Origin of the sequence: Frigoribacterium sp. R86507 (assembly GCF_044597695.1) — a bacterium.
Lineage (GTDB): Bacteria > Actinomycetota > Actinomycetes > Actinomycetales > Microbacteriaceae > Frigoribacterium.
Genome location: NZ_CP139002.1, coordinates 687,536 through 709,477 on the forward strand (window position 1 = coordinate 687,536; position 21,942 = coordinate 709,477).

The following is a 21,942-nucleotide window of genomic DNA, read 5'->3' on the forward strand; positions in this document are numbered from 1 at the left end:
GTCGGGTTCGGCACGCGGGGCCGGGAGGTGCGGGTCGGGTTCGGCACGCGGGGCCGGGAGGTGCGGGTCGGGTTCGGCACGCCGGGCCGGGAGGTGCGGGTCGGGTTCGGCACGCGACGCGGCCCCCCTTCGGGGCAAGCCCTAACGCCCGCCCGACGCGCGTCGAGAGTCGCCGGTGAGCACGGATCGCTCACCTCACCCCTGGCCACGGATCGGCCGTCACCCCCAACGCCGAACGGCTCGTGATGCTCGACTCCGTGATGACCCCCGAGGGCGCTGCCCCGGCCTTCGCGCGCGTCAGCTACCCGTCCGTCTCGCTGCCGGGGTCCGACGCCGCCACCACCCGACAGGCCCACGACGCCCGGGCCGAGGCCCGAGGTCACGCCGCCGGGTACGCCGCCGGCCTCCGCGCCGCCGAGCTCGAGCTCGCCGCTCGCCGGGCCGTCCTCGAGGCCGAGCACTCCGACCTGCTGCACCGCCTCCAGGCCGCGACCGTCTCGGCCGTCGAGGCCCTCGCCACGTCGGCCCGGGCGCTCGACGCCCGCGTCGCGCCCGTCCTGGACGACGCCGAGGAGGCGCTGGTCGCGACCGCCTTCGAGCTCGCCGAGGCGGTCCTCGGCTACGAACTGCGCGCCTCCGAGTCCGTCGACGACGGGTCGCACGGGGTCGACGCCACCGCCCGGGGCGCCGCTGACACGGTCGACCCGCGCATCGGCCGCACCGCTCGTGCGGCCGTCGCCCGCGCCCTCGCCGTGACCGATCCCGGCGACGTCGTGACCGTCCGTCTGCACCCGGCCGACCTCGCCCAGCTCGACGCCGCGACCCGCGACTCCGTGGCCGCCGACATCGCCTTCGTCGCCGACGCGACCCTGGCCCGCGGCGACGCCGAGGCCGAACGGCGCATCGGCCAGGTCGACGCCCGACTCGGCACCGCGCTCGACCGGGCCCGGACGGCGCTGCTCGGCGACCCGGCGTCGGACGGGGGCGTCTCGTGACCCTCACCGCGCCTCCTGCCCTCGTGTCGACGGGTGCCGTCGTCGACGGTGGCCGTCCGCGCGTGCCGTCCGCCCTCGCCCCCCGTCTCGCCGCCGCACGCGTGGCGGCCCGCCCGCAACGCGTGGGCCGGGTCAGCTCGGCCGTGGGCCTCGGCCTCACCGTGCAGGGCCTCGACGCGGCCGTCGGCGAGATCGTCGCCGTCGGCGACACGACCGTGACGTCCGGCGGCACCGACGTCGGCTCGAACCTCGCCGAGGTCGTCGCGACCACGCCCGACGGCGTGCGGTGCATGCCGCTCGGCCGCCTGACCGGCATCACGACCGGCACGCCCGTGCGCTCGACCGGTCGTCCGCTGATCGTCCCGACCGGCACGGGCCTGTTCGGGCGCGTGCTCGACGGGCTCGGTCGGCCGATCGACGGCAAGGGCCCGCTCGTCGGTGCCGACGGGGGTCGCGTCGAGCTCGTGCCGCTCGACCACGAGACCCCGTCCGCCATGCACCGGGCGCGCATCGACACGCCCCTGCAGCTCGGCGTGCGCGTGCTCGACACCCTGACCACGGTCGGCAAGGGCCAGCGCGTCGGCCTGTTCGCCGGCTCGGGCGTCGGGAAGTCGTCGCTGCTGTCGATGATCGCCCGCGGCTCGGACGCCCAGGTCAGCGTGATCGCCCTGGTCGGCGAGCGCGGCCGCGAGGTGCGGGAGTTCCTCGAGGACGACCTCGGCCCCGAGGGCCTCGCCCGCTCGATCGTCGTCGTCTCGACCAGCGACGAGCCCGCCCTGATGCGCCTCCGCGCCGCGTTCGTCGCGACCCGCATCGCCGAGTCGTTCCGCGACCAGGGTGCCGACGTCGTGCTGATGATGGACTCGCTCACCCGCGTGGCGATGGCCCAGCGCGAGATCGGCCTCTCGGTCGGCGAACCGCCCGCGACCCGCGGCTACCCGCCGTCGACGTTCTCGGTGCTGGCCGGCCTGCTCGAGCGTGCCGGGACCGACCGCATCGGCTCGGTCACCGGGCTCTACACGGTGCTGGTCGACGGCGACGACCACAACGAACCGATCGCCGACGCCGCCCGCAGCATCCTCGACGGGCACGTCGTGCTCGACCGGAAGCTGGCCGTGACCGGGCACTTCCCGTCGGTCGACGCGCTCGGCTCGGTCTCGCGCGTCGCCTCGAAGGTGACCAGTCCGCCGCAGCGCGCCGCCGCGACGACGCTCCGCAAGGTGATGGCCGCGCGCCGGGCCGCGCAGGACCTCCTCGACGTCGGCGCGTACCAGCGCGGCACCAACCCGCTCGTCGACGCGGCGGTCGACCACCAGGGCGCCATCGACGCGTTCCTGCAGCAGGGCATGGACGACCGGGCGGCCTCGGCCGACTCGTGGAACGCCCTCGCCTCGCTCACCTCACGGTTCGGAGCGATCTGATGGCACGTCCGTTCTCGCTGCTCGGCCTGCTTCGGCTGCGTCACGCCCAGCAGGACCAGGCCGGTGCCGTCCTCGCCGAGGCCAACGACCGCCTGCGCGAGGCCGCCGACGAGCGCGTGCGCGCCAAGCGCACCCTCGCCGACGAGCCGTCCGAGGTCACCGACGCGGCCATGCTGAGCGCGCTCGCCGCCTCACGGGCCTCGTCGCGCGGCATGCTCGCCGAGCTCGACGCGGTCACGCAACGCCGTCAGGCCGACGCCGACGCCGCGCAGGCCGCCTTCAACGAGGCCCGTCGTGCGGCGATCGGCCTCGAGAAGCTCGAGCACAAGCACGTGGTGGCCGAGGCGGCCGCCGACCTGCGCGACGAGCAGATCGCCCTCGACGAGATCGCCTCGCGCCCCCGCCCCGACGGTTCGCCGTCCGGCCCCGACCCCGAGAACCCAGGAGGCGCGGCGTGAGTCCCGTGACCGAGGTCCTGTCCCGAATCCAGGACATCCAGGCGACCATCGCCCAGCTGCGCGCCGGCACCACCGGTGCGGCGACGTCCGCCACGGCCACCGCCGCGTCCGCGACGTCGGCCACGGCCTTCGCCGACGCGCTCGCCGGCACGTCCGGGACGGGTGCGACGGCGACCAGCGCCTCCGTGGACGCCGTGGCCGGGTCGGTGGCGAGCGGCAGCGGAGCCGACGGCTCGGACGTGGTCGAGTCCGCGAAGAAGTACCTCGGCGTGCCGTACGTGTTCGGCGGCGAGGACCGGACGGGCATGGACTGCTCGGGCCTCGTGCAGACCGTGTTCAAGGACCTCGGCGTCAGCATGCCGCGGGTCGTGCCCGACCAGGCGAAGATGGGCGCCGAGGTGTCGTCGCTCGCCGAGGCGAAGCCCGGCGACCTGCTCGTGCCCAAGGGCGAGGGCCACATCGTGATCTACCTCGGCGACGGCAAGGTGCTGCACGCGCCCCGCCCGGGCAAGGACGTCCAGATCGTCGACAACTGGTACAAGGACTCCGACCTCAGCACGATCCGGCGCATCGTCCCGGCCGAGGGCGCGACGGGTGCGGCGTCGACCTCGGGCGCGTCGTCGGCACTGTCGAGCCTGTCGGGTCTGTCGGGTCTGTCGGGCTTGTCGGGTCTCTCCGGCCTCTCCGGTGCGGCCGGTGCGTCGAGCGCGTCCTCGTCGGGGACCGACCTGATGACCGCTGCCCTCCAGAAGCTGATGAGCGCGGGGGTGGCCTCGTGACCCTGTCCCGCACCCTTCCTTTCGCTCCTCCCGCCCTGTCGGAGGCCTCGTCGCTGCGCGCTCCCGTCGGGTCGCGCGGGCAGGGAGCAGGCGGTGCCGGTGCTGGTGCTGCCCGCGACGCCGACCGTGCGGCCGCCGGCTTCGGCGCCGCCATGCGTGACGAGCACGCCTCGCGGGCCGCCGACCGGCGCGACGCCCGGGTCGTGGACCGTGACGCCCGTACCGTCGACCGGAACGCCCCGGTCGCACCGAACGCCTCGCCCCCTGCCTCGGACGCGACGGTCGCCACGTCGTCGCTCGACCCCGCGTCCGTCGCGCCCTGGCGCCGGTCGCTCGCCGACGCGACCTCGGCGCCGACCGCCGGATCGACCGGTGCCGCCGAGCCCGGAACCGCGAGCGGTGCCGCCGAGCCCATGTCGACGACCGACGGCGGGCCCACCGTGTCGGACGGCACGGCATCCGGCATCGCGACGCCTCTGCCCGTCGCTGTCGCCAGCGCTGCCGCTGCCGCCGGCGACGGCACCTCCGGCCCGGCCGGGTCGCTCGGGGCGGCGGACGCCGTCGGGACTGTCCGCGCTGCGGCTCCCGCCCTCGGCGCCGTGTCGCTGCGTCCTTCCGCGTTCGCCGATCCGGTACGCACCGGAGCGTCGACCTCCTCCGGCGCCTCGGCCGAGAACCTCGATCCGGCACGTACCGGATCGGCCGTCTCGTCGGTGGTCGCCGGGCCGGTCTCCGACCTCGTCCCGGCCCGTACCGGATCGGCCGACCCGTCCGTCGCCGGCTCGGCCCTCGGCGCGTCGGCACTCACCACCACCTCCGCGGGAGCTGCTGCCGTCGCCGCTCCCGCCGCGGCAGCGAGCGCTCCGATCACCACGGCGTCCACCCCGGGCACCGCCGCCGCGACCGCTGCCACGCCCGGCGCGCCCGTAGCCGCAGCCGCCGCCGCGACCGCCGCGCCCTCCGGCACGGGTGCGGTCCGCACGTCTGTCGACTCGGCCCCTGCCGGTCCGTTCGCTCCGGTACCCACCGGATCGGCCGACCGCTCCGAGGCGCTGCCCGTCGCCGGTGATCCGGTCCGTACCGGATCAGCGATCCCGAGACCTGCCCCCTCCGCGGCAACGGCGTCGGACGGCCGTCCCGTCTCGTCGCCCGCCACCGTCACGTCCGTCACGTCCGGCCCGTCCGGCCCGTCCGGCACGGCGACCCCCTCCGCCTCGACGACGACGACGGCGCCGTCACCCGCCACCGCCTCGGCCGCCGCGACCGCCCCCGCGACCGCCCCCGTCGACCCGATCGTGCTCACCGTCCCCGGGACCGTCGCGACGTCCGCGGCCTCCGCCACCAGCGCCTCCTCGTCCGCGACTCCGACGCCGGCCGCGGCGCAGCCGGCCCCGTTGACCCAGCAGCTCGCGCGCCCGCTGTTCACGCTCGCCGCGGCGGGTCCCGGGGTGCACGTCGTCACCGTGGACGTCGCCCCCGAGGCGCTCGGCCCGGTCACCGTCCGGGCTCACGTCTCGGCGCACGGCACGCACGTCGAGATGTTCGCCGCATCGGACGCCGGCCGCGACGCCGTGCGGGCGATCCTCGGCGACCTGCGTCGCGACCTCGCGGCGGCGTCGAACCCGGGAGGCGCGGGTCACCAGACCAGCGTCGACCTCTCGTCCCAGAACCAGCCGTCCGACGCCCGGGGCGACCGCTCCGGTCAGCCCGGCTCGCTCGGGGCCCAGACCGGTGCCGACGGCGGGCCGGGTCGGCAGGCTCGCGACGCCGCCGAGGTGCGCACCGCCGACACCCGCACCGGACGCGCGCCGCGCGACGGAACCGACCTTCTCGACGCGACGGGTGCGGTCGACCGTGCCCGCGCCTCCTCGTCCCTCTCGACGTCCCTCGACGTCCTGGCCTGAACCGGAGACCCCATGCCCTCGATCGACCAGATATCGGGAACCGTCGACGTCGCGACCCAGATCGCCGCCGCCAACGCCGCGAAGAGCGGCTCGAGCCGTGCGACGGCGAACACGATGGACAGCGAGATGTTCATGAAGCTGCTCGTCACGCAGCTGAAGAACCAGGACCCGTCGACCCCGATGGACACCAACGCCATGATGTCGCAGACCACCCAGCTGGCGATGATGGAACAGGTCACGGCCCAGACGACGACGGCCAACGAGAACTTCTCGCTGCAGATGCGCATCGCCGCGTCGAACCTCGTCGGCCGCGAGGTCAGCTACACGGGCCCCGACGGCGTCGAGGTGAAGGGCACCGCCACGAGCGTGTCGTTCGCCGAGGCCGTCCCCAAGGTCTCGGTCGGCGGGAAGGAGGTCGCCTTGGATCTCATCTCGGGCATCGCCACCACGAAGGCGTGACACGACCCGCACGACCCGCACGACCCGAACCACCCGCACGACCCGCACGACCCGCACCACCCCTCGAACCGCACCGGGAGCAGGACGCGACCGGCACCACCCGCGCAGGACGCGCCTCCAGATCTCTCCCCAGCTGAAAGGCAGCACCCATGCTCCGCTCCCTCTACTCCGGCATCTCGGGCCTCCGCTCGCACCAGACGATGCTCGACGTCACCGGCAACAACATCGCCAACGTCAACACCGCCGGCTTCAAGTCGTCGACCACCCAGTTCCAGGACACGTTGTCGCAGATCACGCAGGGCGCCGGCGGCCCGCAGACCGGCATCGGCGGCACGAACCCCGCGCAGATCGGCCTCGGCGTGCAGGTCGCCGGCATCTCGACGAACTTCGCGCAGGGGTCGGCGCAGGCCACCGGCAAGGCCACCGACCTGATGATCTCGGGTGACGGCTTCTTCGTCACCCGCCTCGGCAACGACACCGTCTACACCCGCTCGGGTGCGTTCGACTTCGACGCCGACGGTCGTCTCGTGTCGTCCGACGGCAAGATCGTGCAGGGCTACTCGGCGACGAACGGCGTCATCAACGACGGAGGCGCGCTCGGCGACATCACGCTGCCCCTGAACGCCGCGGCCCCGGCGACGGCGACCTCGAGCGCCACGGTCGGCGGCAACCTGCCGAGCGAGTCGGCGGTCGGCGACAAGATCGTGCGCGACACCAAGGTGTTCGACGCCAACGGCCTCGAGCGCACCCTGACGCTCACCTTCACCCGCACGACGACCGGCTGGGACGCCTCCGCGACCGACGGCAACGGGGGCGCGACCGCCTCCATGGCCTTCACCGACGGCAAGCAGACCGGTGCCGCGTCGCTGCGGCTCAACGGCGTCACCGTCGACCTGTCGGGCATCACCGGCTTCGCGGCGCTCAACACCACGTCGATCACCGAGCAGAACGGCCGCGCGGCCGGCACCCTGCAGGGCTTCTCGCTGTCGAAGGACGGCACGCTGATGGGCCAGTTCAGCAACGGTTCGACGGTCGGCCTCGGTCGCGTCGTGCTCGCGACCTTCACGAACCCCGGCGGCCTCGAGAAGGAGGGCAACTCGGGCTACCGCGCGACCGCCAACTCGGGTGCCGCGACGGTCGGCGCCCCCGGTTCGCCCGGCGTCGGCTCGCTGGCCAGCGGCTCGCTCGAGATGTCGAACGTCGACCTCTCGCAGGAGTTCACCAACCTGATCGTCGCCCAGCGCGGCTTCCAGGCCAACGCCCGCATCATCACCACCTCGGACGAGGTGCTGCAGGAACTGACGAACCTCAAGCGCTAGCCGCTGCTGCTCGCTGCTGCCGCTGCCGCTGCTGCCGCTGCCGCTGCTGCTGCCGCCCGAGGCACTCTTCGCACCGCGTTTCGTGCACCGCACCCGATCTAGACGGGGTGCGCTGCACGAGACGCGGTGCGTTGTTCGTTCCGCGCACCGTGCACCACACCCGCACGAGGCGCGGTGCCGGTCCGGAGGCGCGGTGCCGGTCAGCGGGGGACGCGCGCGAACGCGGCTCGCAGCCGGGCCCCGCGCCCGGGGTTGAGCTGCTCGACCCAACCGATGCGCCCCCACAGTTGGGCGGCGAAGTCCGGGTGCCCGGCCCGGTTCTGCGCCTCGAGCCCGGTGGTGGCGGCGTTGTGCAGCACGGCCCGCAGCCGGTCGTACTCGGAGCGCACCGTGTTGGTGCCCTGGTTGACGACGACGCCGGTGACGACCTGTCGCGTGGCCGCCCCGCGCACCCGGGTCTTGGCCGGGTTGAGCTCGTGTCCCTCGTCGCCGACGATGCGTCCCACGCCCCGCACGAACGCGTCGGCCCGCGCCGCGAGCGTCCCGTCGCCGCTGAACGCGAGGTCGTCCGCGTACCGCGTGTAGGTCGCGCCGGCGGCCCGGGCGTACCCGTCGAGCCGCGAGTCGAGTCGGCGGACGGCGACGTTCGCGAGGGAGGGCGAGGTCGGCGCGCCCTGGGCGAGATGCGCGACCGCGAGGGCCTGGCGCAGGGCGAACCGCTGGTCGGGGTCGCCGCCCGGGGGCATGCGCGACAGCACGCCCGGCGGCACGGAGGTCGTGCACAACCCGGTGAGCACGTGGGCGACGGCGTCGGGCAGTCCCTCGCGGCGCAGGGAGCCGAACACCTGCCCGGCGGTGACCCGGGCGAAGAACGAGGTCAGGTCGAGGGCGATCACGACCTCACGGCCGACGTGCCGCCGGGCCCCCGTGACCGCGCTGCGCCCGGGGACGAACCCGTGCGCCGCGTCGTGCAGCGGCACTGCCGCCAGCACCTCGTCGAGCACGACGCGTTGCAGGTCGCGCAGTCGGAAGCCGGGCACCTCGAGCAGCCGTGGCGTGCGTCCGGGCCGTGCCCGCCACTCGTACCGGTGGTGCTGCAGGGGGCCGCGTTCGACGCGGCGGTGCCACCGGCCGGGGTCGGCGAACCAGTCGAGCTCGCCCACGGTCAGGTGCAGCAGCCGGGCGACGTCGGCCACGGTGCCCAGACGCAGGAGGCGCGGGTCGGCCGAACGCGCCCCGTGCGTCACGGGCACGTGGTGGACGATGCGCAGCGGACGGCCGCGCGCACCCGCCTCGGCCACCGCCTCGGTGAAGGCCGGGTCGCGGCGGATGAGGGCGGCGAGCGTGCGGGGGTCGTCGTGCGGTGCCCGGGGCAGGGTGCGGACGAGGCCCCGGGCGAGTGGACGCCAGAAGCGGGCGGGCCCGTCGATCGCCTCGCCGGCTGCGGCAGCGAGCCCGCGGACCGACCACTCCGCGCCGAGGAGGGCGTCGGCGAGGGCGGTCGCCACGGCGTCGGGGCCCGGATCGGGCTCGCGTGCGCCCGCGGCGGCGGCGGGGGAGCGGGCGCTCACTCGGAGCCCGTCCGGCCGCTGGTCGAGCGGCTCACGGTCGTGCGCGCGCGAGCCGGGCGTGCCCCTGGTGCCGCTCGTGCCGAGGTGGATGTGATCCGCGGGGTGCGGCGGTGCCTCGGCGACTCGTGCATCGGTGCGGGCCGCGCGCCGCGCGAAGCGCGGTCACCGGCCTGCGGAGCGGTGCCGTGGTCGATCTGCGTGCCCCGGGGTAGCCCCGGAGAGGAAGGCACAACGCGTGTGCCGTCCACCTCGCCGAGACACCGTCGCATGCCCACACGTTAACGGCGGCCACCGACGTCCGCGATCCCTCGCGAGGCGGAACCCGTGTCGGGCGGAGCGCCCGCCCGGGACGCGAAGGAGGCGCGGTGCCTGCTCTGCAGACACCGCGCCTCCTGTGCTCCCCGGCTGGTGTGCCGGGGCCGATCGACCTAGTAGGTCGTCGGCATCGAGTTCATGATGGCGGGCAGGATCACCGCGATGTAGATGATGCCGAAGATGATCGACGCGATGCTGATGATGACGCCGGCGAGGGCGAGGCCGCGGCCGCGCTCACCGGTCTTCTTGATCTTCGACAGGGCGATCAGGCTGACGACCAGCCCGGCGATGTTGAAGACGAAGGCCAGGATGAACCCGACGATCGCGAGGACGTTGTAGCCCGCGGCGGTGCCGGCGGACTGGGGCATGGCGGTGTTGTTGGACATGAGGGCTCCTAGGTGGTGTGACGTCCGGGGACGTGCAAGACGAGAGTGACCGCTTCGAGACGAGAATGCCTCAAACAGACCGGTCGTGCACGAAAGTCTGGCAGAAAGTTGTGATCACGTGTGGCCGACATACCGGCCGGCTTTGTGGTTCATCGCGAGGACGAGGTTCAGCACCACGGCGCCGAGGGCCGAGAGCAGCACGATCCACGGCGAGACGACGGTCAGCGAGGTCAGCACGATGAGCACGTCGAAGCCCATCTGGACGTAGCCGGCGCGCAGCCCTGCGCGTTCCTGCAGGACGAGGGCGAGGATGTTGATCCCGCCGAGGCTGGCTCCGTGGCGGAAGAGGATCAGCAGGCCGACGCCGACGAGCAGGTTGCCGGCGAGGGTGCCGTAGATCGGGTTGATGCCGTCGATGTCGAACATCAGGGGGTGCAGATACGAGAACGCGGCCAGCATGACGACGGTCAACACCGTGCGCAGGGTGAACGGCCAGCCTTTCTTCCACACCGCGAGTGCGAAGAACGGCACGTTGACCAGGACGAACAGCACGCCGAAGGTCCAGCCCGTGGCGTAGCTGGTGAGCAGGGCGAGGCCCGCCGTGCCGCCCGAGACGGCCCCGCTGGTCTTCAGCAGGAACAGCCCGAACGACGCCAGGAAGACCCCGGTCACGACGCCCATCACGTTCTCGGCGAGCGTGTGCTTCGTGGTGTCGACGGTCTTGATCGAGCCGGTCAGGGCGGGGTCGTCGATGCCGTGACGAGCCGGTGCGGCGGCGTCGGGGGTCGCGGCGTCCGGCAGTCCGGCCGGGGAAGACTCGGGGGCAGGCCCGTCGTCGCTGCCGACGGCGTTCCGCTCGGCGCTCGCGGCGCGGGACGTGCTCGCTGTCGGGGTGGCGGAGGAGGTGCGGGTGACGTCGTCGGCGCGGGCGGCGGGGGTGGTGCCGGGGCGCGACTCGTCGAGGGGTTCGTGGGTCACCGGCATATCCTGCCAGCCCCCTGTTTCGCGCACGTGACGCGCCGCGCGCCTGCTACTCAGCCTGCCGCACCGTCGAGTGGACGAGCCGCCGCCGCACGCCGCGGTGTCACGTCCACTCGGCGGTGTCCTCCCTCAGCGATCAGGCTGCGCCGGCCATCACCATGGCGATCGGCACGATGACGGCGATCAGGCCGGCGAGCGCCACGAGGGCGCAGAGCACCGGACGTCGGGTCGTCAATGGAACGACCCCGGGCACGATGGCGGCGGCGTTCTTGCCAGAGAAGACCTGATCGGCCGGCATGATCGTGAGTCGTGCGTGCTGGGCGATCTCGAGCAGCTGTTCTCCGGGCCAGTTGGCCTCGGTGAGGACGAGTCGGCGGCCTGTGCCGTTCCGGACGGCGAGGTATGCGAGGTTCTGCACCCCCATGTTGAGAGTGCAGAGGATGCCGCGCTGTGAGCCGTCGAACTCGACGATCGTGGTGCGCCCCCACCCACGTCTGGTCACCGCGGTGTCGGACACGGTGATGCTCGTCGTCCGGAGGTAGATCCACAGACCGGCCGCCAGAACGACCAGCAGGACGAGGAGGTACGGGACGACGGTCATTCCCATGCGGTTCCAGCCGATCAGGAAGGCGAGGGGGATGAGGACGAGCCGGCCTTTGGCCTTCGCCCAGAAGTGCGACCATGTCGGCCGGTAGGTGACGGCGGAGGAGAGGGACGTGGTGGTCATCGTTGTTCTTTCTGTTCGGACGGGTTGTGTTGGGTGCGTGGGGGCTCAGCGGAGTCGGTCCTGCCAAAGCGCCCACGCTGCGATCGATACGTAGGTGACGACGAAGAGTGCGGTCGAGGCGATGGCCAGCACGGCCCAGATCGGGTCGGCATCGAGCGAGTCGACCAGTCCGACGGCTAGCGGCAGAGCGATGGCGCCGATGAAAAACGCTGGGAGCAGCGCCGTGACGAGCGTCGGTGTGCGCCAGGGACCTGCGCCGAAGAGGGCTTGGCGCCCGGCAGCGCTGCCACCTACGGGCTCGAGTTCCCTCGAACGCGCGAGGTCGTCATCGGAGAGCTCGGTGCGCTGCAGGCCGAAAGAGCCAAGCGATTCGCTTACTCGGTATTGGTCGAATGGGGCGCGACGGGCGGGCAGCAGGCGAATGCGTGGCTGCCTCGTTCGGTCGAGAACAACTATCGAACCGCCGTCGGCGAAGCCCCACGTCGTGAGCTCGCCGGGAAAAGCATGCTGGTTTCTCTCCGATGCGAGATCACACGTCGTCTGTGTGCCTACTGCATCGACGACGACGAGTTGCCCTCCGCGACGGACAAGCATCACCCTGCCTCGATTGGTGGCTACTCGGATTGAGTCCGAGGAGCTGGAAGACGGCTGTCGCCGGGGCCATCGCGCCCACGCCAGAGCCGGAGCAAGAGCAACAAGAGCGACGGACGTGCACCAGATGCTGGTAATGACGCCGAGCTGGCTTGCCAGAGGGCGCAGGCCCTCCACGAGACCGGCGGCAATGGACAGTCCCAAGGTCACGACGAACGACAAGCTTGCAATGAATGCGGTCAGGGCATGCAGTCGGGCCAGACGAAGTCGGTTCTTGTCGATGCTGGTCGAGACCAAAAGTGCATCGGACGGATCGGATTTGGGGGGCCGCTTGAGCTCGTGCCACTGGCGGGGTGCCTTGCCCAGCTGACGGAATAGCCCGGCAAAGCCGGAACTAGCCATCATCCGCTCGTGGTCGTCCACGGAATGCCCGGGCCACCATTCGTCGAGCGGAAAGACGAGCACCTGGTCGTGCGTCTCGATCCACACCGCACCTTCGGGGCCGCAGTGGCGCAAGAAGACGTCCCCGTCGGTCTCGCTAGCCCAGCCGAGTCGACGGATCTCCGCTCGATGTGTCAGTAGTCGGGGCGGGTGACTCCTTGAGTCGGCCCAGACAGAGCCTGTCGGGTCGAGGCGAATTGAGGTGAAGCCCGCACGTGCACCGATAAAGCAGCTCTCGGAAGAAGCGCGGATGACAGTTGTGCTCACACGGGCTCCGTCCAACGCAGTGTCGAGACGATGCTGTCCGCATGAGCGAGGTGTGCGCCGAGGTGAGCCGGACCAGACGTGTCGAACAAGAGGACGAGAAGTGTCGTCGGCGCGCCGGGTATGCGTGAGATGAAACTGATCCTGGCCGACGACATGCTCGGAGCCACTCGATGGTCGACCGCGACACTGAAGTCGAGTTCGTCACCCAACCGACGCGTTTGCCTGCGGTTTTCTCCCGCCCACTCCTGGGGCGTCATGTCGCGACGGACGAGAAGTCGTGCCACGGGGCCCGCAGGCGTCTCGAGCCATGTGAATGAGGTCCGACCGGCTGGCTCTCTTTCGTCTTCTGCAAGGCCCAGAGTCTGAATCTGTCCGTCCGACAGTGCGATGCCTGTGTGTACGACGGTCGTCGACAGAGTCATGGGGAGAATGCCTGTCCTCGACGGGCCCCCAAATGCGAAGACTTCGAGACAACCGGAAGCAAAGGCCCGTGTGATGGCGCTCTTGAACAGCTTCGTGGCTTGCCGCCTACGCAGAGTGCTCTGGGCTCCGTCGCTGGCCGGCTCGCGCGCTGTCGACGACTTGATGATGCGTTCGGCGATCTCGTCGAAATCGTCATGTGGTCCGATTCGTTGCCAGGCTTTGGGCAGGGTCAGCGCGTATCCGCGACGGCTCATAGGGAACCGACTTGAACGTGGGAGTGCTTGGTCGTCCAGTAGGAACCGTCACGGATGTCCGGCAGTAGGGTCAGCACTTCACGTGTCGCCCCTACCAAATCGGAAGCGTTGGCAGCTCCTCCCGCGAGGGCCCAGGTGATTCCCCTTGCCCTCATCTCCGAGGCCGCAGGACCTCCCCGCCCGAGGCGCAACACGCTCCAGAGCTCCGCCCACCCTCCAGTCAGGAGGCTGTCCGCCGTGATGACGCCGGGGTGTCTAGCTGCGGCGTTTGCTGAGCGGAAAACTGCCGATTCTGCTGATTCTTCGGCGGCCTTCCTCGCCGACTCGGCTTTGCGAGCGGGAACCGATGCCGCGCGGGCCGCACCGGCACGGCTGGCTGCCGACGACGCGATGCTCCGGGTAGCACCGGCGACGGCGAATTTCATCGCGTTCAGCGACTGCAGGCCGACGATGGCCATCCCGAGTCCTATGAGGTCGGCGATGACGTCCTCTTGTGTTGCGTCCCCCGCCATCGCCTGCGCCGACGTGATTGCCAGCGAAGCCGCAGCTACGGCGATTCCCGCGATGATGATCCACCCGATGGGTCCGCCCAGCAACGCTACTGCTAGGCCGACTGCCGCCAGCAGAGGCCCAAGTGCATTCAGGACGTCTTTGATCGCCCCCAGCACCCCGCGGGCGTCGTGCACGACCTGCTTCACTCCGTCCCACCAGGTGTCGCGCAGCTCGTCGTCGCCGGCCAGGCGGATGGCGGCGATCGCCCGGTCGTTGAGGGCGCCGTACTCGCCGTCCGTGTCGCCCCCGGTGCCGACCAGGCGGGTGATGACGGCTTTCGCGTCCGCGAGGTCGGTGTCGGCGAGGTCGACGGCCCGCGTCCGGGCGGCCTCTTGCCGGTCGATCTCGAACGGGTCGGTCTCGCCGGGGACGACGAACTTGTCGGCCGTGCGCCGCGCCTCCTTCGCCTCGTCGGCGTCGAGGCGCGCGGCGTCCGCCTGGCGCTGCAGCTCTTCGAGACCGTCCGCGTAGGTGTCGAGCGCCGTGGCGAGGTCGAGGTAGCGCTGCTTCGCCTTGTCGATCGCGTCGGCGAGCGGTTCCGCCGACGTCGTGAAGGTGCGGCCCGACTCGGAGTCCCACCCCTCGGCCTTCGCCAACCGACGCAGCCGCCTCGACTGTGTCTCGATCAACGTGCTCGTGGCCCGAGCCGCGACCGCCGACGACCGGATGTCGGTCGGGTCACCGGGCACGGGGTCGGACGCCAGGTCGAGCGGACTCCAGTCCCACGGGCGGCTCATGCCACACCCGCCGTGTCGGTCGGGGCCAGCGCGGCAGCCAGCTCGTCCTCGGCCTGCGTGAAGGTCTTCGCCGCGCCCTCGGCCATGGCGCCGACCGCCGCGATCGACTCGAGCATGCGGCCCCGGGCGATCGCCCAATCGTCGACGAACGCGGTGACGGCCTGCTGCAGGCGGGGTGAACCGACGCCCTCACCGGAGGCACCGGCGCTGCCCGAGGACAGGTCGGTGTGCAGGGTCTGGAGGTCGCGGGCCAACGCGGCCAGCGCCTCCAGATCGATGTCCATGTACGGCGCCACGGCGGTTTCCCCTCGTCAATATGAGCAATGTCACACACCATACCGACTGTTCGGCCCGCCACGACCTGCCTGTGGACAACGGGTCGCCCCACGGGCCGCGCGACGGGAAGCGCGAGAGGGCACACACCGACAACCGGCACCTAACGCCCCGCCACCCCCGGCCGATAGTCACCCGTAGCAGCTCAGGACGAGCAGCGACACCTGCCCCACGGATGGCGGCAGGAGACACAGACCTAGGACGGGCCGATGATCGTCGTCACGCGACTCAACGACAGCAGATTCGCTGTCAACCCTGACCTCATCGAGCGCATCCACGAGACGCCCGACACGGTCCTGATCATGGTGGACGGCGCGAAGTACGTCGTCACCGAGCCGATGGCCGAGGTCATCGAGATGATCGCCCGCTACCGGGCCCGCATCGTCTCGCTCGCCTACGACGAGCCGTCGGCCACCGCCCCGGCCAGCCAGTCGCTCGGCAACCGCACCTCGACCGGCCCTCAGCTCGGGATCGTCCGCGGTTCGTCGGGTTCAGGAGGCGCGGGTCGCGTCACCGAGTTCCGTCCCGCCGTGCAGGCTCCCGCGGTGCACGCCCCGACCGCCCCGACCGCGCCGGCCGCGCCGGCCGCAACGGCCGACACCACGCAGGGACGCTGACCGTGGATCCCGCAACGATCATCGGCATCGTCCTCGCGCTGGGCGCCCTCTTCGGCATGATCCAGCTCGAGGGCGTCAGCATCGCCGGGCTGCTCCTGCCCGCCCCGATCATCCTCGTCTTCGGCGCCACGATCGGCGTCGGCATCGCCGGCACGACCATCAAGGACGCGATCCTCAGCTTCAAGAAGATCACCCGCGCCTTCACCGGCAAGGTCGTCCCCCCGCAGTCGGTCATCGACGGCGTCGTGTCGCTCGCCGAGAAGGCCCGCAGCGAGGGCCTGCTCTCGCTCGAACAGGAGGCCGAGAAGCTCGACGACCCCTTCATGAAGGGCGCGCTGCAGAACATCGCCGACGGCACCGACGGCGAAGAGCTGCGCATCCTGCTCGAGGACGAGATGGAGTCCCGCCTCGCCGCCGACCGCACCGCCAGCAAGTTCTTCATGAGCCTCGGCGGGTACGCCCCCACGGTCGGCATCGTGGGCACGGTCGTCAGCCTCACCCACGTGCTCGAGAACCTCGCCGAGCCCGACGAGCTCGGCCACATGATCGCCGCGGCCTTCGTCGCGACCCTGTGGGGCCTGCTGACGGCGAACTTCCTCTGGCTGCCGCTCGGTGCGCGCCTCAAGAAGCTGGCCGACCTCGACGAGCTGCGCATGACGCTGCTCATGGAGGGGGTCCTGGCGGTCCAGGCCGGAAGCCAGCCGCGCCTCCTCGGCGAACGCCTCAAGGCGATGGTGCCGACGCACGCGCTCGAAGGCGGCGACGGCAAGGGCGGCAAGGGCGGCAAGGCCAAGGCCGGCGCGAAGAAGGGCGGCGACGACCAGGGGCTGGCCGCATGAGCGGGGCACGTGGTGGGCGCAAGAAGAAGGGGCACGCCGAGGACGAGCACCCCGACGAGCGCTGGATGGCCTCGTACATGGACATGATCACCGTGCTCATGTGCATGTTCATCGTGCTGTTCGCCATGTCGAACGTCGACCAGGACAAGTACATCGCCCTGCGCAACTCGCTCGCGACCGGCTTCGGCCAGACCGACGTGGGCAAGGTCGACACGGCCTCGGGCACCGTCGTCAACGCCGCCGACGTGACGGCCGAGGGCAAGGGCTACTCGTCGGGCGACGAGACCGACATGAGCAAGGCCGCCGCTTCGGGTGAGGCCCAGACCGCCGAGCAGGCCGCCGCTGCCACGGTCGCGGCCCAGGGCGAGCTCGACGACCTCACCGCCATCAAGGCCGCGATCGCCGCGAACCTCGAGGGTTCGGGGCTGAGCGCCGACGTCCAGTTCGCCGTCGACGACCGGGGTCTGACCGTCCGCCTGATCGGCTCCGAGACCTTCTTCGGCACGAACAGCGCCGACCTCAGCGGCACGGCCGTCACCGTGATGAACGCCATCGGCCCGGTCCTGAAGACCTCGGGTCACGACGTCTCGGTGGAGGGCCACGCCGACCAGCGCAGCTCGACCGCGCCGTACGCGACCAACTGGGAGCTCTCGTCCGCCCGCGCCACCCAGGTGCTGCGCGACCTGGTCGAGCGAGGCGGCGTGGGCGCCGACCACATCCAGTCGGTCGGCTTCGGCTCGTCACGTCCCCTCAGCACCGGCACGACCGACGCCGACCTCGCGTCGAACCGTCGGGTCGACATCGTCGTCCTGTCGAACCAGTCCGACGCGGTGAGCGCGCTGCTGCCGCAGCTCGAGCAGGCGGCGGCGGCCGCAGGAGGCGCGGTGACCGACGGTCGCAACCCCACCGTCGAGCAGGCGGCCGGCACCTCGACCACGGCCGAGTCGGGTGACACGTCGAAGGCGGGCACCGCGACCGAGACGACGACCGAGAAGAAGACGGAGAAGAAGACGGAGAAGAAGGAGGAGTCCTCGGGCCACTGACCTCCGCCGGGCCCCTCCCGGCCCCTCCCGGCCCGGTAGCGCGACACCGGCCCCGGAGCTCGACGACGGCAACCCAGTCCGGGGGGTACACGCCGTCCTGGGCTAACGCTCAGGTGGGGCGGGCCGATAGCTCCGTCCGTGACACTCCTCGACGCCCCGACGGGCAGCAGCGCACCGACCGCGACGGTCGGCTCGTCGACGCGCCCGCAGAAGACCGTCGAGGTCTACGACTTCCGCCGTCCGACGACCCTCGCCCGCGAGCACTCGCGCGTCCTCGAGCTGGCCTTCGACACCTTCGCACGGCAGTGGGGAACGCAGCTCACCGCCAAGGTCCGGGTGCTCTCGCAGGTCACCTGCGACCAGGTGCAGATGCTCACCTACGACGAGTACGCCTCGTCGCTGCCGGCGACCACCGCGATGGTGCTCTGCACCCTCGAGGGCGTCTCGGCGAAGGCCGTCATCCAGTTCCCGTCGTCGGCCGCGCTCACCTGGGTCAGCCACATGCTCGGGGCCGCCAGGCCGGCGAGCCTGCCCGAGCGCACCTTCACGCCCATCGAGCAGGCCCTCGTGCGCCGCCTGATGGACGATGCCCTCGACGACCTGCGCTACTCGTTCGGCACCATGCTCGCCGACCCGATCAGCGTCGGCGGGTTCCAGTACAACTCGCAGTTCGCCCAGGCCGCGCAGAAGTCCGACCTGATGATCGTGGCCTCGTTCGAGATCCGCGTCGGCGAGCGCGTGGCGCCCGGCACGGTCGCGATCCCGGCCGACGTCCTGCTGTCGCAGCTCGGCGAATCCAACCCGACGATCGACGCCGCCGACGCGCGTGAGCTGCTCGGCGCCCAGCTGGCCTCGGTGCCGGTGGGCGTCTCGCTGACCTTCGCCCCCGCCGCGGTGCTGCCGAGCGTCGTGCTCGGGCTGGCCGTCGGCGACCTGCTGCCGCTGCCCCACCCGCAGCACCGCCCGCTCGAGATCAGCGTCGACGGCCAGCCCGTCGGCCGCGCCGCCGTCGGGGCCGCCGGCTCCCGTCTGGCCGGCATCGTCGTCTCCACCTCCCTGACCGGCACCGAAGAAGGAACCTCATGACCGGCACGACCATCACCCTGCACACCGCGGCGGCCGAGGCGCTGGTCGCCCAGCTGCCGACGCCCACGCCGCTGCGTGCCGTGGCCGTCGACCCGGCCTCCGCGCACGGCCTCCGCCTCGCGGGCTCGTCCGTCGTGGTCACGTCGTTCGTGGGGTCCGTCTCGGCCGACACCGCGGTCCTGCTGGCCGACATGGACCAGCTCGCCGCCGCCGCGGGCACCGACAACCCGATGGTCTCGGTCTCGGACGTCCTGCGTCCCGCGCTCGAGTCCGCGACGGGCGTGCTCGGCACGGGCGTGCTGGGCGAGAGCCGCCGCGAGTCGGCCGACGCCCTGCTGGCCGACCCCGAGACCGTCGTCTTCGAGCTGACCGCCGCGGGCCAGCCCGCCGGCTGGTTCGCGCTGCGCCTCCGCGAGACCGGCACGATCGGCGGATCGTCGCCCGTTGTGCCGACCCCGGGCTCGGTCTCGACCGGCAACCTCGGCCGCATCAACAACGTCGAGATGGCCCTGACGGTCGAGATCGGCCGCACCCGCATGTCGGTCCGCGACGTCCTGGGCCTCGAGCCCGGCGCCGTCATCGAGCTCGACCGTTCGGCCGGGGCCCCCGCCGACGTGCTGCTCAACGGCCGCCTGATCGCGCACGGCGAGGTCGTCGTCGTCGACCAGGACTACGCCGTCCGCATCACCAAGATCCTCGACGTCGCCGACGGCATCGCCTGATCGTGGACACCGTCGTCGTCGGCCTGCGGGTCGTCCTCTCGTTGGGCGTCGTCCTCGCCCTGCTCTGGGTGCTGCAGAAGCGCCTGGTGAAGGGCGGTCGCGCGGGCACCCGCGCCACGTCACCGGTCTCGGTCGTCGCCCGCCAGGGCGTCGGCGCGAAGGCGAGCGTCGTCGTGGTCGACGTCGAGGGCGAGCGCCTCGTGCTCGGCGTGACCGAGTCGTCGGTGACCGTCCTGGCTGCGGCCGACCGTCCCGTCGAGGCCGTCCCTCTCACGCTCGTCCCGTCGGGTGCGCCCGACGACGAGCCGACCCCGGTGCAGGAGGCGCGGGTCACCCCGATCGCGCCCGTCGCGACCCCGGCGCCCTCGGCCTCGTTCGCCGCCGTGCTGTCGGCCGAGACCTCGGCGGCCCCGGCCCTCGCCACGACCCCGTCCCTCGCGTCGGCCTCCGCCACCCCTGCCGAGCTGCTCCGCCCCCGCGGTGCCGCGCGTCGTGCCGCGACGGCCGGTCTCCGCGGCCGTGCGCCTCGTGACCCGGCCGACCGCCGCACCGGGCGGGCCGCGAAGTCGCTCGAGGGCTCGATCCTCGCCCCCGACACGTGGCGTCAGGCCGCAGCCGTGCTGCGCAGCGGACGAGTCGGATGACCGGCCGCCGGTCGTCCGCGTCCCCGACCCGCCCCTCCTTCGCGTCCACCCTGTGCCGGCTCGTCCGCCCGACGCTGCGTGACGGCCTGCACGGAGCCCCCCTGGGCCGCTCGGTGGTGGCCGTGCCCGTGCGCTTCGCCGACACGCGCTTCGCCCGCGCGGTCGTCGTCACGCTGCTCGCCCTCGTCGTGGCGTCCGCCCTCGTCATGCTGATCGGTCAGCAGGCGAACGCCGCCCCCGTCTCGCCGACGGCCCCCACCGCGCCCACCGCCCCGGCCACGGACGGCACCGGCACCGAGGGCACCACGGGCACGACCCCGACCGACTTCACCGACACCGATCAGACGACGTCCGACGGCACCGGCTCGGGCGGCCTGAACATCGACATCAACGGCCCCGACGGGGCACCCAGCCAGGCCGTCGTCACCCTGATCGGCATCACGCTGCTGAGCGTCGCGCCCGCACTGCTGCTGATGATGACGTCGTTCACGAAGATCTTCGTGGTGCTCGCGATGACGCGCAACGCGCTCGCGCTGCCGTCCATCCCGCCGAACCAGGTGCTCGCGGGGCTGGCCCTGTTCCTGAGCCTGTTCATCATGGCTCCGATCCTGACCCACATCAACACGGACGCCGTGCAGCCCTACCTCGACGGCCGCCTCGACCTGCAGGGCGCGATCGACGCCGGCATCGCCCCGCTGCGCGAGTTCATGCTCGCCCACACCCGCGAAGAGGACCTCGCGCTGATGACCCGCTCGGCGAACCAGCCGAACCCCGCCAGCCAGGCCGACGTGCCCATGCTCACGCTCATCCCGTCGTTCATGATCAGCGAGCTGCGCGCCGCGTTCATCATCGGCTTCGTCATCTTCATCCCCTTCCTCGTCATCGACCTCGTCGTCAGCGCCGCGCTGATGTCGATGGGCATGATGATGCTGCCGCCGGTGATGATCTCGCTGCCGTTCAAGATCCTGCTGTTCGTCCTCGTCGACGGCTGGGGTCTCATCATCAAGAGCCTCATCGAGAGTTACCAGGTGGGTGCCTGATGGATTCCAACGCCGTCCTCGACCTCTCCATGCAGGCCCTGATCATCACGGGCAAGCTCGCCGCGCCCGTGCTGATCACCTCGCTCGTCGTCGGTTTCGCGATCTCGCTGCTGCAGTCGATCACCCAGATCCAGGAGGTCACCCTCTCGTTCGTGCCGAAGGCCGTCGCCGTCGGCATCGCGCTCATCGTCACCGGCCACTGGATGATCAGCGAGATGGTGTCGTTCACGACCATGGTGTTCGACCGCATCCCCCAGCTGCTCAGCGGCGGGTAGGGGCCGACCGTGTCGTTCGACCTGAGCTGGCTCGAGGCCACCCTCCTCGCCGCCGTGCGCATGACCGCGTTCCTCGTGATCGCGCCTCCGTTCTCGTACCGCGCGTTCCCGGCGCGGGTGAAGGCCATGCTCGGCATCGGGCTCGCGCTCGCCGTCGCGCCGCGCGTCACCCCCGGCTACGTGTCGCTCGAGACGGGGCCGTTCGTCATGGCGCTCGTGCTCGAGCTCGTCGTCGGCGCCGTGCTGGGGTTCCTGGTGTTCGTCGCCTTCGCCGCGGTGCAGGCGGCCGGCAGCCTGATCGACCTCTTCGGCGGCTTCACGCTCGCCCAGGCGTTCGACCCGCAGTCGATGGTCAACGGTGCCCAGTTCACCCGGCTGTTCCAGATGACCGCGCTCGCGCTGATGTTCGCGACCGGGGGCTACCAGCTGATCATCGGGGGGCTCACGCGGTCATTCGACGCCGTCCCGCTCGGACTCGGCATGGACCTCTCCCGACCGGTCGAGCTGTTGACGACCGGCGTCAGCCAACTCTTCCTCTCGACCATCCAGATCGCCGGGCCGCTCTGCGTCGTGCTGTTCCTCGCCGACGTCGGCCTCGGACTGCTCTCGCGCGTCGCGCCGGCGCTCAACGCCTACGCGATGGGCTTCCCGCTCAAGATCCTCATGACGGTCATGCTGGCCGGCGGTGTCTTCCTCGCGCTGCCCGGCGTCGTGGCCTCGTTGACCGGCGACGCCGCCGACATGCTGCTGGGGGTGGGCTGAC

The 21,942-nt window shown here is 71.8% G+C and carries 23 protein-coding genes; 16 read left to right on the plus strand and 7 right to left on the minus strand.

Features of this window, described 5'->3' with window-relative positions:
• Positions 1-245: 245 nt before the first annotated feature.
• The 7 genes from SJY14_RS03415 (at position 246) to SJY14_RS03445 (ending at position 7,335) form a co-directional block, all read left to right on the plus strand.
• On the plus strand, positions 246-995 hold the full coding sequence (locus SJY14_RS03415; protein WP_396599803.1) for a hypothetical protein: 750 nt from the start codon (positions 246-248) through the stop codon (positions 993-995).
• A gap of 62 nt (positions 996-1,057) precedes the next feature.
• Complete coding sequence (locus SJY14_RS03420) at positions 1,058-2,416, plus strand: FliI/YscN family ATPase (RefSeq protein ID WP_396600245.1); 1,359 nt, start codon at positions 1,058-1,060, stop codon at positions 2,414-2,416.
• Positions 2,416-2,874, plus strand: coding sequence for a hypothetical protein (locus tag SJY14_RS03425; protein ID WP_071256181.1), 459 nt, complete (start codon positions 2,416-2,418; stop codon positions 2,872-2,874). The genes SJY14_RS03420 and SJY14_RS03425 overlap by 1 nt, the downstream gene beginning before the upstream one ends.
• Complete coding sequence (locus SJY14_RS03430) at positions 2,871-3,653, plus strand: C40 family peptidase (protein WP_396599804.1); 783 nt, start codon at positions 2,871-2,873, stop codon at positions 3,651-3,653. The genes SJY14_RS03425 and SJY14_RS03430 overlap by 4 nt, the downstream gene beginning before the upstream one ends.
• Positions 3,650-5,557, plus strand: a complete 1,908-nt coding sequence (locus SJY14_RS03435; RefSeq protein WP_396599805.1) for a flagellar hook-length control protein FliK — start codon at positions 3,650-3,652, stop codon at positions 5,555-5,557. Before SJY14_RS03430 ends, SJY14_RS03435 begins: the two co-directional genes overlap by 4 nt.
• A gap of 12 nt (positions 5,558-5,569) precedes the next feature.
• Positions 5,570-6,016, plus strand: a complete 447-nt coding sequence (locus tag SJY14_RS03440) for a flagellar hook assembly protein FlgD (RefSeq protein ID WP_052505459.1) — start codon at positions 5,570-5,572, stop codon at positions 6,014-6,016.
• 149 nt (positions 6,017-6,165) lie between these two features.
• A complete protein-coding gene (locus SJY14_RS03445; protein ID WP_043597522.1) occupies positions 6,166-7,335 on the plus strand; it encodes a flagellar hook protein FlgE in 1,170 nt (389 codons plus the stop codon).
• A gap of 200 nt (positions 7,336-7,535) precedes the next feature.
• Here SJY14_RS03445 and SJY14_RS03450 read toward each other — a convergent pair whose 3' ends face one another.
• The 7 genes from SJY14_RS03450 to SJY14_RS03480 form a co-directional block, all read right to left on the minus strand.
• Complete coding sequence (locus tag SJY14_RS03450) at positions 7,536-8,906, minus strand: reverse transcriptase family protein (RefSeq protein WP_396599806.1); 1,371 nt, start codon at positions 8,904-8,906, stop codon at positions 7,536-7,538.
• Positions 8,907-9,334: 428 nt separating this feature from the next.
• Positions 9,335-9,607 (minus strand): DUF4190 domain-containing protein, encoded by a 273-nt coding sequence (locus SJY14_RS03455; protein ID WP_055975123.1) that lies wholly within the window; start codon positions 9,605-9,607, stop codon positions 9,335-9,337.
• A 114-nt stretch (positions 9,608-9,721) separates the two neighbouring features.
• Positions 9,722-10,360: a YitT family protein gene (locus SJY14_RS03460; RefSeq protein WP_255364273.1), complete on the minus strand. Its 639-nt coding sequence runs from the start codon at positions 10,358-10,360 to the stop codon at positions 9,722-9,724.
• Positions 10,361-10,724: 364 nt separating this feature from the next.
• Positions 10,725-11,315, minus strand: coding sequence for a hypothetical protein (locus tag SJY14_RS03465; RefSeq protein WP_396599807.1), 591 nt, complete (start codon positions 11,313-11,315; stop codon positions 10,725-10,727).
• 45 nt (positions 11,316-11,360) lie between these two features.
• The gene (locus SJY14_RS03470; protein WP_396599808.1) at positions 11,361-12,395 is read right to left on the minus strand and encodes a hypothetical protein; all 1,035 of its coding nucleotides are present in this window, start codon (positions 12,393-12,395) and stop codon (positions 11,361-11,363) included.
• A gap of 892 nt (positions 12,396-13,287) precedes the next feature.
• Positions 13,288-14,580, minus strand: coding sequence for a hypothetical protein (locus tag SJY14_RS03475; protein WP_396599809.1), 1,293 nt, complete (start codon positions 14,578-14,580; stop codon positions 13,288-13,290).
• Entirely contained in the window at positions 14,577-14,864 is a 288-nt protein-coding gene (locus tag SJY14_RS03480; RefSeq protein WP_396599810.1) for a hypothetical protein, read from the minus strand. Before SJY14_RS03480 ends, SJY14_RS03475 begins: the two co-directional genes overlap by 4 nt.
• A 258-nt stretch (positions 14,865-15,122) precedes the next feature.
• On the opposite strand from SJY14_RS03480, the gene SJY14_RS03485 reads away from it, so the two are divergent.
• The 9 genes from SJY14_RS03485 to SJY14_RS03525 all read left to right on the plus strand — a co-directional run bounded on the left by SJY14_RS03485 (position 15,123) and on the right by SJY14_RS03525 (position 21,941).
• On the plus strand, positions 15,123-15,530 hold the full coding sequence (locus tag SJY14_RS03485) for a flagellar FlbD family protein (RefSeq protein ID WP_396599811.1): 408 nt from the start codon (positions 15,123-15,125) through the stop codon (positions 15,528-15,530).
• Positions 15,531-15,532: 2 nt separating this feature from the next.
• Positions 15,533-16,369: a motility protein A gene (locus SJY14_RS03490; protein ID WP_055975102.1), complete on the plus strand. Its 837-nt coding sequence runs from the start codon at positions 15,533-15,535 to the stop codon at positions 16,367-16,369.
• Complete coding sequence (locus SJY14_RS03495; protein WP_396599812.1) at positions 16,366-17,412, plus strand: flagellar motor protein MotB; 1,047 nt, start codon at positions 16,366-16,368, stop codon at positions 17,410-17,412. Before SJY14_RS03490 ends, SJY14_RS03495 begins: the two co-directional genes overlap by 4 nt.
• A 138-nt stretch (positions 17,413-17,550) precedes the next feature.
• Positions 17,551-18,498 (plus strand): flagellar motor switch protein FliM, encoded by a 948-nt coding sequence (locus tag SJY14_RS03500; RefSeq protein ID WP_396599813.1) that lies wholly within the window; start codon positions 17,551-17,553, stop codon positions 18,496-18,498.
• Positions 18,495-19,220 (plus strand): flagellar motor switch protein FliN, encoded by a 726-nt coding sequence (gene fliN, locus SJY14_RS03505; RefSeq protein ID WP_396599814.1) that lies wholly within the window; start codon positions 18,495-18,497, stop codon positions 19,218-19,220. Before SJY14_RS03500 ends, fliN begins: the two co-directional genes overlap by 4 nt.
• Positions 19,221-19,222: 2 nt before the next feature.
• Positions 19,223-19,864, plus strand: coding sequence for a flagellar biosynthetic protein FliO (locus SJY14_RS03510; protein ID WP_396599815.1), 642 nt, complete (start codon positions 19,223-19,225; stop codon positions 19,862-19,864).
• Positions 19,861-20,904: a flagellar type III secretion system pore protein FliP gene (gene fliP / locus SJY14_RS03515; RefSeq protein ID WP_396599816.1), complete on the plus strand. Its 1,044-nt coding sequence runs from the start codon at positions 19,861-19,863 to the stop codon at positions 20,902-20,904. Before SJY14_RS03510 ends, fliP begins: the two co-directional genes overlap by 4 nt.
• Positions 20,904-21,179 carry a flagellar biosynthesis protein FliQ gene (fliQ, locus tag SJY14_RS03520; protein WP_043596053.1) on the plus strand — a complete coding sequence of 92 codons (276 nt, stop codon included), beginning with the start codon at positions 20,904-20,906 and terminating at the stop codon, positions 21,177-21,179. Before fliP ends, fliQ begins: the two co-directional genes overlap by 1 nt.
• Positions 21,180-21,188: 9 nt before the next feature.
• Positions 21,189-21,941, plus strand: a complete 753-nt coding sequence (locus SJY14_RS03525) for a flagellar biosynthetic protein FliR (RefSeq protein WP_255349758.1) — start codon at positions 21,189-21,191, stop codon at positions 21,939-21,941.
• Position 21,942: the final 1 nt, after the last annotated feature.